Source organism: Serratia rhizosphaerae, assembly GCF_009817885.1.
Classification (GTDB): Bacteria; Pseudomonadota; Gammaproteobacteria; order Enterobacterales; family Enterobacteriaceae; genus Serratia_B; species Serratia_B rhizosphaerae.
Genome location: NZ_CP041764.1, coordinates 4,486,664 through 4,501,526 on the forward strand (window position 1 = coordinate 4,486,664; position 14,863 = coordinate 4,501,526).

General features: G+C 57.9%; 15 protein-coding genes and 1 pseudogene. 9 read left to right on the plus strand and 7 right to left on the minus strand.

The window, feature by feature from the left end:
* The 4 genes from oppB to oppF are packed head-to-tail and all read left to right on the plus strand — an operon-like array spanning window position 1 to window position 3,870.
* Window positions 1-921: an oligopeptide ABC transporter permease OppB gene (oppB, locus tag FO014_RS20870; RefSeq protein ID WP_061323594.1), complete on the plus strand. Its 921-nt coding sequence runs from the start codon at window positions 1-3 to the stop codon at window positions 919-921.
* Between the two features lie 14 nt (window positions 922-935).
* Window positions 936-1,844: an oligopeptide ABC transporter permease OppC gene (gene oppC, locus FO014_RS20875; RefSeq protein WP_105231343.1), complete on the plus strand. Its 909-nt coding sequence runs from the start codon at window positions 936-938 to the stop codon at window positions 1,842-1,844.
* Between the two features lie 11 nt (window positions 1,845-1,855).
* Window positions 1,856-2,872, plus strand: a complete 1,017-nt coding sequence (oppD, locus tag FO014_RS20880) for an ABC transporter ATP-binding protein (protein ID WP_105231342.1) — start codon at window positions 1,856-1,858, stop codon at window positions 2,870-2,872.
* Window positions 2,869-3,870 (plus strand): murein tripeptide/oligopeptide ABC transporter ATP binding protein OppF, encoded by a 1,002-nt coding sequence (oppF, locus tag FO014_RS20885; protein ID WP_111736986.1) that lies wholly within the window; start codon window positions 2,869-2,871, stop codon window positions 3,868-3,870. The genes oppD and oppF overlap by 4 nt, the downstream gene beginning before the upstream one ends.
* 61 nt (window positions 3,871-3,931) lie before the next feature.
* Here oppF and FO014_RS20890 read toward each other — a convergent pair whose 3' ends face one another.
* Both FO014_RS20890 and cls read right to left on the minus strand, forming a co-directional pair.
* Window positions 3,932-4,255: an HI1450 family dsDNA-mimic protein gene (locus FO014_RS20890; protein WP_105231340.1), complete on the minus strand. Its 324-nt coding sequence runs from the start codon at window positions 4,253-4,255 to the stop codon at window positions 3,932-3,934.
* Between the two features lie 54 nt (window positions 4,256-4,309).
* Window positions 4,310-5,770 carry a cardiolipin synthase gene (gene cls, locus FO014_RS20895; RefSeq protein ID WP_160030919.1) on the minus strand — a complete coding sequence of 487 codons (1,461 nt, stop codon included), beginning with the start codon at window positions 5,768-5,770 and terminating at the stop codon, window positions 4,310-4,312.
* Window positions 5,771-6,032: 262 nt separating this feature from the next.
* Here cls and FO014_RS20900 point away from each other — a divergent pair, with 262 nt between their 5' ends.
* Entirely contained in the window at window positions 6,033-6,209 is a 177-nt protein-coding gene (locus tag FO014_RS20900) for a YciY family protein (RefSeq protein ID WP_015672540.1), read from the plus strand.
* A 55-nt stretch (window positions 6,210-6,264) separates the two neighbouring features.
* Here the strand turns inward: FO014_RS20900 and FO014_RS20905 are convergent.
* Window positions 6,265-7,724, minus strand: a pseudogene (locus tag FO014_RS20905) (MFS transporter).
* Window positions 7,725-7,841: 117 nt separating this feature from the next.
* Between FO014_RS20905 and FO014_RS20910 the strand changes: the two are divergent.
* Window positions 7,842-8,396: a TetR/AcrR family transcriptional regulator gene (locus FO014_RS20910; protein WP_160030920.1), complete on the plus strand. Its 555-nt coding sequence runs from the start codon at window positions 7,842-7,844 to the stop codon at window positions 8,394-8,396.
* A 124-nt stretch (window positions 8,397-8,520) separates the two neighbouring features.
* On the opposite strand, the gene FO014_RS20915 is transcribed toward FO014_RS20910, so the two are convergent.
* Window positions 8,521-8,817, minus strand: coding sequence for a YciI family protein (locus tag FO014_RS20915; RefSeq protein ID WP_105231336.1), 297 nt, complete (start codon window positions 8,815-8,817; stop codon window positions 8,521-8,523).
* A 166-nt stretch (window positions 8,818-8,983) separates the two neighbouring features.
* On the opposite strand from FO014_RS20915, the gene FO014_RS20920 reads away from it, so the two are divergent.
* Window positions 8,984-9,640 (plus strand): epoxyqueuosine reductase QueH, encoded by a 657-nt coding sequence (locus FO014_RS20920; protein WP_105231335.1) that lies wholly within the window; start codon window positions 8,984-8,986, stop codon window positions 9,638-9,640.
* Window positions 9,641-9,679: 39 nt separating this feature from the next.
* Here FO014_RS20920 and FO014_RS20925 read toward each other — a convergent pair whose 3' ends face one another.
* A complete protein-coding gene (locus tag FO014_RS20925) occupies window positions 9,680-10,486 on the minus strand; it encodes an AraC family transcriptional regulator (protein WP_160030921.1) in 807 nt (268 codons plus the stop codon).
* A 277-nt stretch (window positions 10,487-10,763) separates the two neighbouring features.
* On the opposite strand from FO014_RS20925, the gene FO014_RS20930 reads away from it, so the two are divergent.
* Both FO014_RS20930 and tonB read left to right on the plus strand, forming a co-directional pair.
* A complete protein-coding gene (locus tag FO014_RS20930; RefSeq protein WP_160030922.1) occupies window positions 10,764-12,440 on the plus strand; it encodes a 2-isopropylmalate synthase in 1,677 nt (558 codons plus the stop codon).
* Between the two features lie 366 nt (window positions 12,441-12,806).
* Window positions 12,807-13,559, plus strand: a complete 753-nt coding sequence (tonB, locus tag FO014_RS20935) for a TonB system transport protein TonB (protein ID WP_160030923.1) — start codon at window positions 12,807-12,809, stop codon at window positions 13,557-13,559.
* A gap of 69 nt (window positions 13,560-13,628) precedes the next feature.
* Here tonB and yciA read toward each other — a convergent pair whose 3' ends face one another.
* Window positions 13,629-14,057 carry an acyl-CoA thioester hydrolase YciA gene (gene yciA / locus FO014_RS20940; protein WP_105231331.1) on the minus strand — a complete coding sequence of 143 codons (429 nt, stop codon included), beginning with the start codon at window positions 14,055-14,057 and terminating at the stop codon, window positions 13,629-13,631.
* Window positions 14,058-14,133: 76 nt separating this feature from the next.
* Window positions 14,134-14,673: a septation protein A gene (locus FO014_RS20945; RefSeq protein ID WP_111736991.1), complete on the minus strand. Its 540-nt coding sequence runs from the start codon at window positions 14,671-14,673 to the stop codon at window positions 14,134-14,136.
* Window positions 14,674-14,863: the final 190 nt, after the last annotated feature.

The window sequence follows — 14,863 nt, forward strand, 5'->3', positions numbered from 1 at the left end:
ATGCTGAAATTTATACTTCGACGCCTGTTAGAGGCGATCCCGACACTATTTATTCTTATCACCATTTCATTCTTTATGATGCGGCTGGCGCCCGGCAGTCCGTTTACCGGCGAACGCGCGTTGCCGCCGGAAGTACTGGCGAATATCGAAGCCAAATATCATCTCAACGATCCCATCTGGAAACAGTACGGCAATTATCTGCTGCAGCTGTCGAAAGGGGATTTCGGCCCGTCGTTTAAATACAAAGACTATTCGGTGAATGATCTGGTGGCCGGTTCATTCCCGGTATCGGCCAAACTGGGGGCGGCGGCGTTTCTGCTGGCGGTGATCCTGGGCGTCAGCGCCGGGGTGATCGCGGCGCTGAAGCAAAATACCAAATGGGACTATACGGTGATGGGGTTCGCCATGACCGGGGTGGTGATACCCAGTTTCGTGGTGGCGCCGCTGCTGGTGCTGATCTTCGCCATCACGCTGAAGTGGCTGCCGGGCGGCGGCTGGAACGGCGGCGCCTTCAAATTTATGGTCCTGCCGATGGTGGCGCTGTCGCTGGCCTATATCGCCAGCATCGCGCGTATTACCCGCGGCTCGATGATTGAAGTGCTGCACTCCAACTTTATCCGTACCGCGCGCGCCAAAGGCCTGCCGATGCGGCGCATTATTTTCCGCCATGCGCTTAAACCGGCGCTGCTGCCGGTGCTGTCATACATGGGTCCGGCGTTTGTCGGCATCATTACCGGCTCGATGGTGATTGAAACCATCTACGGCCTGCCGGGCATCGGGCAGTTGTTCGTCAACGGCGCGCTGAACCGCGACTACTCGCTGGTACTGAGCCTGACGATCCTGGTCGGCGGCCTGACGATTCTGTTCAATGCGATTGTTGACGTGCTGTATGCCGTTATCGATCCGAAAATTCGCTATTAATCTGGAGCACGCCAATGATGTTGACCAAAAAGAACAGCGAAGCTCTGGAAAACTTCAGCGAAAAGCTGGAGGTCGAGGGGCGCAGCCTGTGGCAGGACGCCCGTCGGCGCTTTATGCATAACCGCGCGGCGCTGGGCAGCCTGATCGTGCTGGCGCTGATTACCCTGTTTGTGATTATCGCGCCGTGGCTGTCGCAGTTTGCGTATGACGACACCGACTGGGGGATGATGTCGGCGCCGCCGGATCTGGAGTCCGCCCACTATTTCGGCACCGACTCTTCCGGCCGCGATCTGTTGGTGCGCGTGGCCATCGGCGGACGTATCTCCCTGATGGTCGGCGTGGCGGCGGCGCTGGTGGCCGTCGTGGTCGGTACGCTGTACGGCTCGCTGTCCGGCTATCTGGGTGGCAAGGTTGACTCAGTGATGATGCGCCTGCTGGAGATCCTCAACTCCTTCCCGTTCATGTTCTTCGTGATCCTGCTGGTGACCTTCTTTGGGCAGAATATTTTTCTGATCTTCGTGGCGATCGGCATGGTGTCGTGGCTGGATATGGCGCGTATCGTACGCGGCCAGACGCTGAGCCTGAAGCGTAAAGAGTTTATCGAAGCGGCGCTGGTGTGCGGCGTCTCCACCCGCAACATCGTACTGCGCCATATTGTGCCGAACGTACTGGGGGTGGTGGTGGTGTATGCCTCGCTGCTGGTGCCCAGCATGATCCTGTTTGAGTCTTTCCTCAGCTTCCTGGGGTTAGGGACGCAGGAGCCGTTAAGCAGCTGGGGCGCCTTGCTCAGCGACGGCGCCAACTCGATGGAGGTTTCACCGTGGCTGCTGCTGTTCCCGGCCGGTTTCCTGGTGGTCACCCTGTTTTGTTTCAACTTTATCGGCGATGGCCTGCGTGACGCCCTCGACCCGAAAGATCGTTAAGGAGCGCCATCATGACTACCCTTGAATATCCGCAGGCTGCGGCCGCACAGGCGGCCGACGGCGCGCCGCTGCTGGACGTGCGCGATCTGCGCGTGACGTTTTCGACGCCGGACGGCGACGTGACGGCGGTTAACGATCTCAACTTCGACCTGCGCGCCGGCGAAACGCTGGGCATTGTCGGTGAATCCGGTTCCGGCAAGTCGCAAACCGCGTTCGCCCTGATGGGGCTGCTGGCGGCCAATGGCCGTATCGGCGGCTCGGCACGCTTTAACGGCCGGGAAATCCTCAACCTGCCGGAGAAGCAGCTCAACAAACTGCGCGCCGAAGAGATTTCGATGATCTTCCAGGATCCGATGACGTCGCTCAATCCCTATATGCGCGTGGGCGAACAGCTGATGGAAGTGCTGATGCTGCATAAGAACATGAGCAAAAGCCAGGCGTTTGAAGAGTCGGTGCGGATGCTGGATGCGGTTAAAATGCCGGAGGCGCGCAAGCGCATGCGCATGTATCCGCATGAGTTTTCCGGCGGGATGCGTCAGCGGGTGATGATCGCCATGGCGCTGCTGTGCCGGCCGAAACTGCTGATTGCCGATGAACCGACCACCGCGCTGGATGTGACGGTGCAGGCGCAGATTATGACCTTGCTGAACGAGCTGAAGCGCGAATTCAATACCGCCATCGTGATGATTACCCACGATCTGGGCGTGGTTGCCGGCATCTGCAACAAGGTGCTGGTGATGTACGCCGGGCGCACCATGGAGTACGGCAGCGCCCGCGACGTGTTCTACCGGCCGAGCCATCCGTACTCGATTGGCCTGCTCAATGCGGTGCCGCGTCTTGACGCCGAAGGTGAATCGCTGCTGACCATCCCCGGCAATCCGCCGAACCTGCTGCGGCTGCCGAAAGGCTGTCCGTTCCAGCCGCGCTGCCCGTATGCCATGGATCAGTGTGCGAGCGCTCCCGCGTTGGAGCCGTTTGGTGAAGGGCGCCTGCGCGCCTGTTTCAAGCCGGTGGAGGCCTTGGTATGACGACAGCAACCGAAAAGAACGTTCTGCTCGAAGTGGCCGATTTAAAGGTGCACTTTGATATTAATGATGACAAAAAGTGGTTCTGGCAACCGTCGAAAACGCTGAAAGCGGTAGACGGCGTGACGCTGCGCCTGTTTGAAGGGGAGACGCTGGGCGTGGTGGGGGAATCCGGCTGCGGCAAGTCGACCTTTGCCCGGGCGATTATCGGCCTGGTCAAGGCCACCAGCGGCAAGGTGGCCTGGCTGGGCAAAGATCTGCTCGGCATGAGCGATACGGACTGGCGCAAGGCGCGCAGCGATATCCAGATGATCTTCCAGGACCCGCTGGCGTCGCTGAATCCGCGTATGACCATCGGCGAGATCATCGCCGAGCCGCTGCGCACCTACTATCCGAAGATGCCGCGCCAGGAAGTGCGGGACAAGGTCAAGGCGATGATGATGAAGGTCGGCCTGCTGCCGAACCTGGTCAACCGCTACCCGCATGAGTTCTCCGGCGGCCAGTGTCAGCGTATCGGCATCGCCCGCGCGCTGATTCTGGAGCCGAAGCTGGTGATTTGCGATGAGCCGGTATCGGCGCTGGACGTCTCCATTCAGGCGCAGGTGGTCAATCTGCTGCAGCAGCTGCAGCGTGAGATGGGGCTGTCGCTGATCTTTATCGCCCACGACCTGGCGGTGGTGAAGCATATCTCCGACCGCGTGCTGGTGATGTATCTCGGCCATGCGGTGGAGTTGGGCACCTATGACGAGGTGTATCACAACCCGCAGCATCCTTATACCAAGGCGCTGATGTCGGCGGTGCCGGTGCCCGATCCGGATAAAGAGCAGGACAAGCAAATCCAGCTGTTGGAAGGGGAGCTGCCTTCGCCGATTAATCCGCCTTCCGGCTGCGTATTCCGCACGCGCTGCCCGATTGCCGGGCCGGAGTGCGCCAAAACGCGTCCGCTGCTGGAGGGCAGTTTCCGCCATGCGGTCTCCTGCCTGAAGGTGGACCCGCTGTAACCAACGGCGGAAAAACAAAAAAACCTGCCGTTTGGCAGGTTTTTTTATCAGTACCTTACGGTTACTCTTTCCACAAAATATGGCACAGCTTGTGGTCTTTCTCGCGGCAGATCAGCACGCGGGCAAACACGTCGTTGATCGGTTCGCCGTCGCTTTCCGCCAGGCCAATCACCACTTCGGCAAAGAAGTCCGGGTTTAAGTCGTAATCGACATGCTCATGCCAGTCTTCCGACGGATCGTACAGCTCGGCGCCGCCGCGCTCCTCAAACTGCAGATTGAACAGCAGAATATCCGCCGGATCCAGATTGTCGCCGGCCAGTTCGAGGAAGATATCGTATGCCTGCTCCAGCGTTTCGTCTTCGGTAAGGCGGTTATTCAAATCCATAAAAAATTCCAGTCATAAATGATGTGGCAAATAGTAAACCATGCCCGGCGCTAATTACAGCAGCGGGCTGAAAAAGTAAAATACGCGTTCAAGGATACGGTGCCAGAACGGCCGCTTCAGCCACTCTTTGGACTCCAGCAGTCTGGAGCGGGCGATATAATCGTCCTGGACGCAGGCCAGATCGCTGCCGAAGCCGTCATCATCGATCACCAGCGTGATTTCAAAATTCAGCCACAGGCTGCGCATATCCAGATTTACGGTGCCCACCAGGCTTAGTTGGCCGTCGACCAGCACGCTCTTGGTATGCAGCAGGCCGCCTTCGAACTGGTAAATTTTCACTCCGGCTTCCAGCAGCTCGGAGAAAAAGGCCCGGCTGGCCCAGCGCACCATCATCGAGTCGTTATCGCGCGGTACGATAATGCTGACCTCAACGCCACGCAGTGCGGCGGTGCAGATGGCGTGCAGCAGGTCATCGCTCGGCACGAAGTAGGGGGTGGTCATAATCAGCTGCTCGCGCGCGGAATAGACCGCCGTCAGCAGCGCCTGGTGGATCATCTCCTCCGGGAAGCCGGGGCCGGAAGCGATCACCTGAATGGTATGGCCGCTTTCCTGCTCAAACGGCATAATATTCATATCCGGCGGCGGCGGTAAGATGCGCTTGCCGGTTTCAATCTCCCAGTCGCAGGCGTATACGATCCCCATCGTCGTGGCGACCGGGCCTTCCATGCGCGCCATCAGGTCGATCCACTGGCCGACTCCGGCGTCCTGCTTGAAATAGCGTGGGTCTACCATGTTCATGCTGCCGGTATAGGCGATGTAATTGTCGATCAGCACCACCTTACGGTGCTGGCGCAGGTCCATACGACGCAGGAATACGCGCAGCAGATTTACTTTCAGCGCTTCGACCACTTCGATGCCGGCGTTACGCATCATGTTCGGATATGGGCTGCGGAAGAACTGCAGACTGCCGGCGGAGTCGAGCATCACGCGGCAGTGGACGCCGCGGCGCGCGGCGGCCATTAGCGACTCGGCAACCTGATCGGCCAGCCCGCCGGGCTGCCAGATATAGAACACCATCTCGATATTGTGTCGCGCCAGCTCAATATCGCGAATCATCGCCTTCAGCGTGGCGTCGGTGGTGGTCAGCAACTGCAGCTGGTTGCCCTTGACGCCGTCGATGCCCTGGCGCCGGTGGCAGAGCTGAAACAGCGGCAGCGCCACTTCACTGTATTGTGTGGCGAAAATCCGACGGCTTTCCTTCAACTCATTCAGCCAGCGCGCGGTGGAAGGCCACATGGCCTTGGCGCGTTCGGCGCGACGTTTCCCCAAATGCAGCTCGCCAAAGGATAAATAAGCGACGATGCCGACCAGCGGCAGAATGTAGATAATCAACAGCCAGGCCATAGCCGAAGGCACGGCGCGACGTTTCATCAAAATACGCAGGGTAACACCGGCGATAAGTAGCCAGTAGCCGAACACCAGCAGCCAACTGATTACGGTATAAAATGTTGTCATAAAGGCGAAAAATCCCGTTCGCAAACCACCAACGATGAGTGTACGCACAGATCATCAAAGGGGAAACCTTTTCCCGGATCTTAAGTGACATAAATGTGTCGAAGAGAAACGGGATGTACAGCGTGGAAATAACTTTTTATTTGCCATAGGGCGTCGTTTATTACTGTTTCGTTGCATCACAGGCGGCCGGACGGGGTGCAGCCGGTAGGGGGAAAGGTATATAATGCCCCGCGTTTGGCAATGACGTATAAGTGGTAAAATTATGAGACGCAGTAGAAATGAAGTGGCCCGTTGGCGGATGATGCGGCAGAATCAGCGGCGCAGGCATCGCTGGCTGGAGCGCCAGTCGCGAGGGTATCGGCATATTATGCAGGTGCGGCGCCTTCTGGATAATCAGCACCGGCGTTCCTTGCTGTTTACTGTGTCTTGCGAATGGTGAAGCGACGGCCAGACCGATAAAAAAACAGTCCCTGACGGGACTGTTTTCGTTTGGGCTATTTCTTCATTGCGCGGGACAGCACCGCGGCGCCGATGGCCATCAGCGTGGCGGCGGCGGCCAGCACGGCGATAAAGGCCTGGTCAAAAGAGGCGCGCGCCAGTTTAATCAGCGTTGCTCCCTGATCCGCACTCAGTTCACCGGCCTGGCGTAATGCCTCATCCAGGCTGTCATAGGCCAACTGCGTCACCGGCAGATCGGCGGGCAGCATCAGACTGTAACTGTAGACCACGGTCATCAGACCGCCCAACAGAGTGATGCCCAGCACGCTGCCCAGCTCATAGGCCACGTCCTCAATTGACGCCGCCATACCGGACTTTTCCTCCGGCGCATTAAGCATAATAGCGGTGGAGGCGGCGGTAATGGCGGCGCCGAGGCCAAAGCCGGCGGCAAATAGCAGCGCCAGTTGCCATAGCGGCGCATCGTGATAACACCCAATCAGTCCGGCGATGGCCAGGGTGGTCAGCAGTAGGCCGCCCAGTATCAGAGGCCGCTCTCCCCAGCGCGGCAGCAGCAGCCCCGCCAGCGGGCCGGAAAGGGCGGAAGCCAGCGGAATCGGCAGGATAAACAGCCCGGCCTGCAGCGGCGTCAAGCCGCTGACCAACTGCAGACGCTGGCTCAATACCAGCTCAATGCCCACCAGCGCGATCATCGAGATCACCGCCACGGTGACGCCGCTGGCGAACAGCCGGTTGCTGAACAGTGAGAAATCAATCATCGGCGCTGCCGCCGCGCGAACAGGGTTAAAAACAGCAGCCCTGACGTAGCGGAAAGTGCCAGAATCGGCAGTGACGGCTGGGTCTTGCTCAGTTCTTTTAACGCATAAATACTGCTGACCAGCCCCACCATAATCTGCAGCGAACCCGCCACGTCAAAGGGACGCTGGCTGTTACCGCCGCACTGGGGAATCAGCCGCCAGGCCAGCGGCAGCACGACCAATACCACCGGAACGTTGATCAGAAATACCGATCCCCACCAGAAGTATTCCAGCAAGATGCCGCCGACCACCGGCCCGACCGCCGCGCCGCCGGAGGCGACCGCCGACCAGATGCCGATCGCCAGCGCCCGTTCGCCTGGCTCGGTAAATACGTGGCGTACGATAGAGAGCGTCGCCGGCATCATCATGGCGGCGCCGATAGCCAAAAAGGCGCGGGCGGCAATCAGTATTGCGGCGCTGGGGGCGAAGGCGGCACACAGTGAGGCGACGGCAAACATCGGCAGACCGGCGATAAACATTTTTTTGTGGCCGATACGGTCGCTGAGCATGCCGGCGCCCGGGAGCAGACCGGCGACCACCAGCGGATAGGCGTTAACGATCCACAGTTTCTCCGATGCGCTGGCTTCCAACGCCGTCGTCAGCCGCGGCAGCGCGGTATACAGCACGGTCATATCAATGATAATTAAAAAAAGCGCGCTGGAGATCATTGCCAGGATCAACCAGCGGTTATTTGCGTGCATAATGACATCCTAAATAGAAACGGGGCGGCGAAACGCCGCCGTAACGTATCCCCAGGTTTTGGTGGGGTTAACGCGCATACTATAAATCCATACGTTCGTATTGAAAAGGGGAATGCAATGGGGCGACAGCGAAGTATCGATCGCGATCGAGTGTTGGATGCGGCGGAAGAAATCATTGCAACGCAAGGGGCATCCGGCCTGACGATTGATTCCGTGGCGAAGGCGATGGGGATTTCGAAGGGCGGCGTACAGTACTGTTTCGGCAGTAAGGACGCGCTGATCGACGCCATGTTTGATCGCTGGGGTAAGGCGTATGATAACGTTTTTAACCAGATTGCCGGCGACGACCCTGCGCCGTTGACCAGGGTGCGGGCGCATATGCTGGCGACCTGCAACTCCGATCACACCTCCAGCGCCAAGGCGGCAGGTCTGATGGCGACCCTGATACAAACCCCTGAGCATCTGCAGAGCAGCCGGGAGTGGTACCGCGAGCGGATTGACGGCCTTGACCTGGATAGTGAAGAGGATAAACGCGCCCGGCTGGCGTTCCTGGCTACCGAAGGGGCCTTTATGCTGCGTTATTTTGGCCTGATGGACATCTCCGAACAGGAATGGGCATCGATGTTTGCCGATATGCAGCGCTATATACTGGATGCGCAGTCGGCGTCATAACGCGGCGGCATCGCCTATCGCACCGATAGATGGCGATGCCCGGCGCGGCGGAGTATGTTTACACCACAACATATTCCCTCGAAGAACCCACTTGGCCAGCGACTCCGCGCTGGCTTTTTTTTGCCTAAAATACCTGTTTGAAGGGTTTGACCACCACGTCGCCGTACACGCCAGCGGCAACGTAGGGATCCTGCTGCGCCCACTGCTGCGCATCGCTCAGCGACTCAAACTCGGCGATCACCGTCGAACCGGTAAAGCCGGCGCTGCCGGGATCGTTACTGTCGATGGCGGGGTTCGGCCCGGCCACCACCAGACGGCCCTCATCGCGCAGCGCCTGCAGGCGGGCGAGATGCGCCGGGCGCACCGCCAGACGGTTTTCCAGCGTGCCGGGCAGGTCTTGCGCATAGATCAGATACAGCATGTTTCACCTTTAAAATCATCGTTATATCAGGGGTAAACCAAAGTAGCCTAAAAGCATCGGCAAAGAAATGATTTTTGCGGAGACTGGCGTTAATGCCTTGAAGGCGCTAGTTTTTATTCGTATAGTGCGGCCCGCATCGGGACGAGAGAAGAATTAAGGTGAAAGTATGACGGAATTTGTGCGGGAAAAACTCAATCTGCCGGCGGGGAAAAGCAAACTGCTGCTGCACTCGTGTTGCGCACCCTGTTCAGGCGAGGTGATGGAGGCGATTCAGGCGTCCGGTATTGATTATGCCATCTTCTTCTATAACCCCAATATTCATCCGCAAAAAGAGTACCTGCTGCGCAAAGAGGAGAATATTCGTTTTGCGGAGAAACATGGGGTGCCGATCATTGATGCTGACTACGATACCGACAATTGGTTCGCGCGCGCCAAAGGGATGGAGCACGAGCCGGAACGCGGTATCCGCTGCACCATGTGTTTCGATATGCGCTTCGAACGTACGGCGCTGTACGCCTATGAGCATGGCTATGACGTGATCTCCAGTTCACTGGGTATTTCGCGCTGGAAAAATATGCAGCAAATCACCGACTGCGGCATTCGCGCGGCACAGAAATATCCTGAACTGACGTATTGGGATTATAACTGGCGCAAGAAGGGCGGCGCGTCGCGCATGATCGACATCAGCAAACGCGAACGTTTTTATCAGCAGGAATATTGCGGCTGCGTCTATTCGCTGCGCGATACCAACCTGCACCGCAAAGCGCAGGGACGCCCGTTAATCAAGTTGGGCGTACTGTATTATGGTGATGACGAGGAATAATCCTGCTCTGTCAGGCTGAACGAGGCGGGGAATGGCGAATTATAGATTCGCAGCAAATACCGAAGGCGGCCGGCCGAATTGCTTACTGAATGCCGTGCTGTAGGCGCTGTGGCTATCGTAACCACTCGCCAGCGCCACCTGCGTGATCGGTATTCCCTGCATCAATAGCGTTAACGACGACATCAACCGCAGTTGCTGACGCCATTTGCCGAAGGTCATGCCGGTTGATTGAAGAAAACGCCGGTGGAACGTTTTGTCGCCCATTGCCAGCCTGTCTGCCCACTCGACGGCGGTGGCGCTATCGCCTGGGTTGTCCAGCAGTGCCTGGCATACATGCTGCACCGGGTTGCCGGCATCGCCCGTTGGCCACGGAAGATGAAGCGGCAGCGCCGGCTGGGTATGTAGTTCTTCAACCAAAAGCTCACCGAGCAAATGTATACGTTTAGACGGTATGGTCGTGTGGTCGGCCTGGGCCAGCGCCATGATCAACTCGCGCAGCAGGCCGGAGACATGAACGACGCAATCGCGCTCCGGCAGGCGGGGGCAGACATCTTCGCGCACGAACAGGCCGCATGCTTGCAGCGCCACGGGGGCAACCAGACGGTGCGCCACGCCAGAGCGCAACCAGACCGCCGCCGTAGGCGGCACCAGCCATTGTCCGCTTTCAGCTTCCACACGTAACAGACCGTGATTGGCATATATCAGATGACCGTACGCATGTTTATGCAAGGGTACGATATGGCCTGCAGGGTAGCGCACGGCTACGCCGAATACCGGCAGGCCGCAGGTATCTTTGGTGCTCAGGTCGAGCGCGTGACCGCCGTTTTCAGGAGAGGAAAAGCCCATACCGCTGCAGTTTGTCCAAATAAATAAAGAATATGTCTATTTTTATGTAGATGGCCGAGGTGCGCAAGCCTAATATCGAAGGCAGGCAATCAACCGGGACTATTTACTCATGCACGCACTTGGGCTTTTGCAACGGCTACTAACACTGGCTCCCGGTCGGGGTCTGCGCGCGCCCGTTCGCGCCATGACCCATCCTGATTCCCCCTGACCCCGACCATCGTCAGCTTGTTCCGAGCCAGGGGAATCGGGTGTCAACGATTCCCCTGGAGTGTTTTTTATGCTGACCGATCCTTCCCAAAAATACCGTCCCCTCTCACCGGTCGTTCTTGCCGAGCGTCAATGGCCATCACGTACCCTGACGCAGGCCCCGATCTGGCTGTCCACCGATTTGCGCGACGGCAATCAGGCGCTGTTCGAGCCGATGAATCGCGAGCGCAAATTGCGCTTGTTCCATAAATTGGTGCGCATCGGTTTCAAAGAAATTGAAGTCGGTTTTCCCGCCGCCTCGCGCACTGATTTTGACATTGTTCGCCATCTCATTGACGCAGGGCAGATCCCCGGCGACGTCACCCCGATGGTCATGACGCAGCTGCGTGATGACCTGATCGCCGAGACGGTGCGCAGCGTGGCAGGCGCGCGGCGCGTGATCGTGCATTTCTACAACGCCATCGCCCCCGCATGGCGCGAGATGGTGTTCGGCATGGGCGTGCCGCAGATTATCGAAATGGTAGAACGTCACATTACGCTGTTCAGGCGGCTGACGGACGCCCACCCGGAAACCGAATGGGTCTTGCAATACTCGCCTGAAACTTTCTGTATGGCCGAGCTGGATGTTTCACTGGCCGTCTGCAACGCCGCTATTCGTGCCTGGGATGCCGGGCCGCAGCGGGCGATGATCATCAACCTGCCGACCACGGTAGAAGTCTCTACGCCCAACGTCTTCGCCGACCAGATTGAATGGATGGATCGGCGGTTGGAGCGGCGCGAGCACATTGTGCTGTCTGTGCATCCGCATAATGACCGGGGGACAGGCGTGGCCTGCGCCGAACAAGCCATGCTGGCCGGTGCGCAACGGGTTGAAGGCTGCCTGTTTGGCAATGGCGAACGCAGTGGCAACCTCGATGTGGTGACGCTGGCGCTGAACCTGTATACGCAAGGCATCGCGCCTGGGTTAGATTTTTCCGACATTGCGGCGATTGCCCGCGTGGCTGAGGAGTGTACCGCGCTGCCCATTCACCCGCGACATCCGTATGTGGGCGACCTGGTATTCACGGCGTTCTCCGGCTCGCACCAGGATGCCATCGCCAAGGGTCTGAACGCGCAAAAGGGCGATGCGATTTGGCGTGTGCCTTATTTGCCCATTGACCCCAAAGACCTGGGCCGAACCTACGACAGCATCGTGCGCGTCAATAGCCAGTCGGGAAAGGGCGGGATCGCATTTTTGCTGCAACGCGATCACGGCATCACCATGCCGCGCCGCATGCAGGTGGAGTTCAGCGCCATCGTTCAGGCCCTGGCCGACGGCAGCGAAACGGAACTGACCAGCGAGCAAATATGGGCGGTGTTCGAACGCACTTACCTTGCCCCGGCATGGGAACAGACCCGCTTTATTTATCGCGGCCATCGCCTGTTCGAGCACGCGGACGGGCAGGGTATCGCGTTGGAAATGGCGGATGCGGAGGGCAATATCAAGACGGTCGAGGGGACTGGCAGCGGCCCGATTGCCGCGACGGTAGCGGCGTTGGGCCAATCGTTACGCATCGACAGCTATGAGGAGCGCAGCCTGGGCGCGGGTTCCGATGCGGCGGCGCTGGCCATTGTGGAGGCTGCCATGCCCGGCGTGCCCGGCTCACGTTTTGGCGTGGGTCAACATGCGAACATCGTCACTGCTTCGGTACTGGCGGTGTTGAGCGCGGCGGCCAGGTTCTCGCCGCCAGATGAAACGGTCGGCTGACCTGGCCCATCTGTTCGCGGATTCGTGATGCGTTGCGACTTGGCGCGCATCACGAATGACGTACACCAACGGTATCTGCAGTTCCCTCCACAACGTCACATTTCCTGCAGCTGTTAATTTATTGGTTTTACATCCTGCGTCATTTATACGCAGGCTTGATACGGTTTTTTTGTGCCCGGCGGGAGAAACACAGGTTAAAAAAACGTGTAGCAGCGGCGTATAAAGGCTAACGGTCAGTTAACCATTTTGCGTTTTTGGCGGCGGAAGTGACGAATCATGCCGATTACAGCGATAGTTTGCCGTTCGTTATTGAATATGATTGCTATTTGCATTTAAACTTGGCGAACCAGAGGAAACTGAACCATTATGCTGCTAAAAAAGATGTTCCCAATTCGCCGTTTGTCAGTGCCGATTGTCCTCTCCGTTGGCTTACACAGCGCCCTGGTGGCCGCTTTACTCTATGCCTCCGTCAAGGAGGTGATGATGCCGCCCAAGCCAGAGGATGCGCCGATCAGCGTCATGATGGTCAATACCGCCGCGCTGGCGGAACCGCCGCCGCCGGCGCCTGCCGAACCGGAACCAGAGCCGCAGGTAGAACCAGAGCCGGAACCTGAGCCGATCCCTGAGCCGCCGCCGGTGCCGAAAGCGATTCCCAAGCCGGAACCGGTGAAGCCGAAACCAAAGCCTAAGCCAAAACCGAAGCCGAAGGTGGAAAAAACGGTAAAACGCGAGCCGAAGAAAGCCGAGCCGCGTCAGCCTTCGCCGTTTGAAAATGATGCGCCGGCCAAACCGGTCGATAAAGCGCCGGTGAAGCAGGCGCCGGCAGCGCCGGTGCAGGGGCGTTCAACCGATACCGGGCCGAAGCCGCTGAACCGCGTGGCGCCGTCATACCCGCCGCGTGCACAGGCGCTGCAGATTGAGGGCAGAGTGCGGGTTCAGTTCGACGTCGACAGCGATGGCCGCATCAGCAACGTACGCATTTTGTCGGCCCAGCCGCGCAATATGTTCGAGCGTGAGGTGAAACAGGCGATGCGTAAATGGCGTTATGAACCGAAAGCAGCGAAAGACCGCATCGTCAATATTCAGTTCAAACTGGACGGCACCGCCTCGCTGAATTAATGCCGGCAAACAGCTAAAGAAAAAGGGTCGCTAGTTAGCGACCCTTGTTATTTTTGTGTTTGTTGCGGCTTACTCTTCAAAGCCGACGCGGAAGTTCATCTTGCCGTCCGGCAGCGCGCGCGGGTTGCCTTCGTCGTCCACCGCCACATAGGTAAACAGCGCTTCGGTCGCGCGATAGCGTTGGCCAATCGGCGAGGTGGACACCTTCTTCACCCACACTTCAACATTGATGGTAATCGAGCTGCGGCCGGTGCGGATACAGTGGGCATAGCAGCACACCACATCGCCGACGGCGACCGGTTTAAGGAACGTCATGCCGTCGACGCGCACGGTAACAACGCGGCCTTCGGCGATCTCTTTGGCCTGAATCGCACCGCCGATATCCATTTGCGACATCAGCCAGCCGCCAAAAATATCGCCGTTGGCGTTAGTATCCGCCGGCATAGCCAGCGTGCGGAGCACCAGCTCCCCGCTGGGTAAAGGTCGTTGTTGTGTCATAGTCGTTTATTTTTTTGAGAAGTGGATCACATTATATTGCCCGCAATTGCCGCCGCGGGCATTAACAATTTTGTAACTATTTTTTCTGTTCTTCCGGCATATGCTTATAAATATAAACGCCGCTCAGTAGGGTAAACACCAACGTCAGCGCGGTCAGGCCGAATACTTTAAAGTTGACCCACACGCTCTGCGGCAGCCAGAAGGCCACATAGATATTGGCCAGCCCGCAGGCGAGGAAGAACAGCGCCCAGGCCAGATTGAGGTTGCTCCAGATACGATCCGGCAGCGTCAGCTCTTTGCCCAGCATCCGCTGGATCAGCGGTTTTTTCAGCACCAGTTGGCTGACCAGCAGCGCGATGGCGAACAGCGTATAAATCACCGTGACTTTCCATTTGATAAACAGATCGCTGTGGAACACCAGCGTCAGCGTGCCGAACACCGCCACCATCAGGAAAGTGATCAGCGTCATTTTTTCTACCTTGCGGTATTTCACCCAGGTGAACACCAACGCCAGTGCGGTCGCCACGATAAGCGCGCCGGAAGCGACGTAAATATCGTAAAGCTTATAAAACGCAAAAAAGACAATTAACGGGAGAAAATCAAGAAACTGCTTCATAAATCAATCCATCATCTGTTCGTCGGCCGACTATACCGGATTCGGCCGGATCTGTGTACCGCCGGAGGTTGCTGATTATCGGCGTTTTGTTCGCGGATTTCCGCTTTCCGGGCAAGAATTTGCATAAAATTACCAAAGTGCGTTTCGGCCATATGACGTACCCAACGCAATAGCGTCCGTTGATAATTTA

Excerpts from the sequence above, each read along its gene's own strand:
- oppB (WP_061323594.1), top strand. The coding sequence starts at position 1 with ATGCTGAAATTTATACTTCGACGCCTGTTAGAGGCGATCCCGACACTA.
- oppC (WP_105231343.1), top strand. The coding sequence starts at position 936 with ATGATGTTGACCAAAAAGAACAGCGAAGCTCTGGAAAACTTCAGCGAA.
- oppD (WP_105231342.1), top strand. The coding sequence starts at position 1,856 with ATGACTACCCTTGAATATCCGCAGGCTGCGGCCGCACAGGCGGCCGAC.
- oppF (WP_111736986.1), top strand. The coding sequence starts at position 2,869 with ATGACGACAGCAACCGAAAAGAACGTTCTGCTCGAAGTGGCCGATTTA.
- FO014_RS20890 (WP_105231340.1), bottom strand. The coding sequence starts at position 4,255 with ATGGATTTGAATAACCGCCTTACCGAAGACGAAACGCTGGAGCAGGCA.
- cls (WP_160030919.1), bottom strand. The coding sequence starts at position 5,770 with ATGACAACATTTTATACCGTAATCAGTTGGCTGCTGGTGTTCGGCTAC.
- FO014_RS20900 (WP_015672540.1), top strand. The coding sequence starts at position 6,033 with ATGAGACGCAGTAGAAATGAAGTGGCCCGTTGGCGGATGATGCGGCAG.
- FO014_RS20910 (WP_160030920.1), top strand. The coding sequence starts at position 7,842 with ATGGGGCGACAGCGAAGTATCGATCGCGATCGAGTGTTGGATGCGGCG.
- FO014_RS20915 (WP_105231336.1), bottom strand. The coding sequence starts at position 8,817 with ATGCTGTATCTGATCTATGCGCAAGACCTGCCCGGCACGCTGGAAAAC.
- FO014_RS20920 (WP_105231335.1), top strand. The coding sequence starts at position 8,984 with ATGACGGAATTTGTGCGGGAAAAACTCAATCTGCCGGCGGGGAAAAGC.
- FO014_RS20925 (WP_160030921.1), bottom strand. The coding sequence starts at position 10,486 with ATGGGCTTTTCCTCTCCTGAAAACGGCGGTCACGCGCTCGACCTGAGC.
- FO014_RS20930 (WP_160030922.1), top strand. The coding sequence starts at position 10,764 with ATGCTGACCGATCCTTCCCAAAAATACCGTCCCCTCTCACCGGTCGTT.
- tonB (WP_160030923.1), top strand. The coding sequence starts at position 12,807 with ATGCTGCTAAAAAAGATGTTCCCAATTCGCCGTTTGTCAGTGCCGATT.
- yciA (WP_105231331.1), bottom strand. The coding sequence starts at position 14,057 with ATGACACAACAACGACCTTTACCCAGCGGGGAGCTGGTGCTCCGCACG.
- FO014_RS20945 (WP_111736991.1), bottom strand. The coding sequence starts at position 14,673 with ATGAAGCAGTTTCTTGATTTTCTCCCGTTAATTGTCTTTTTTGCGTTT.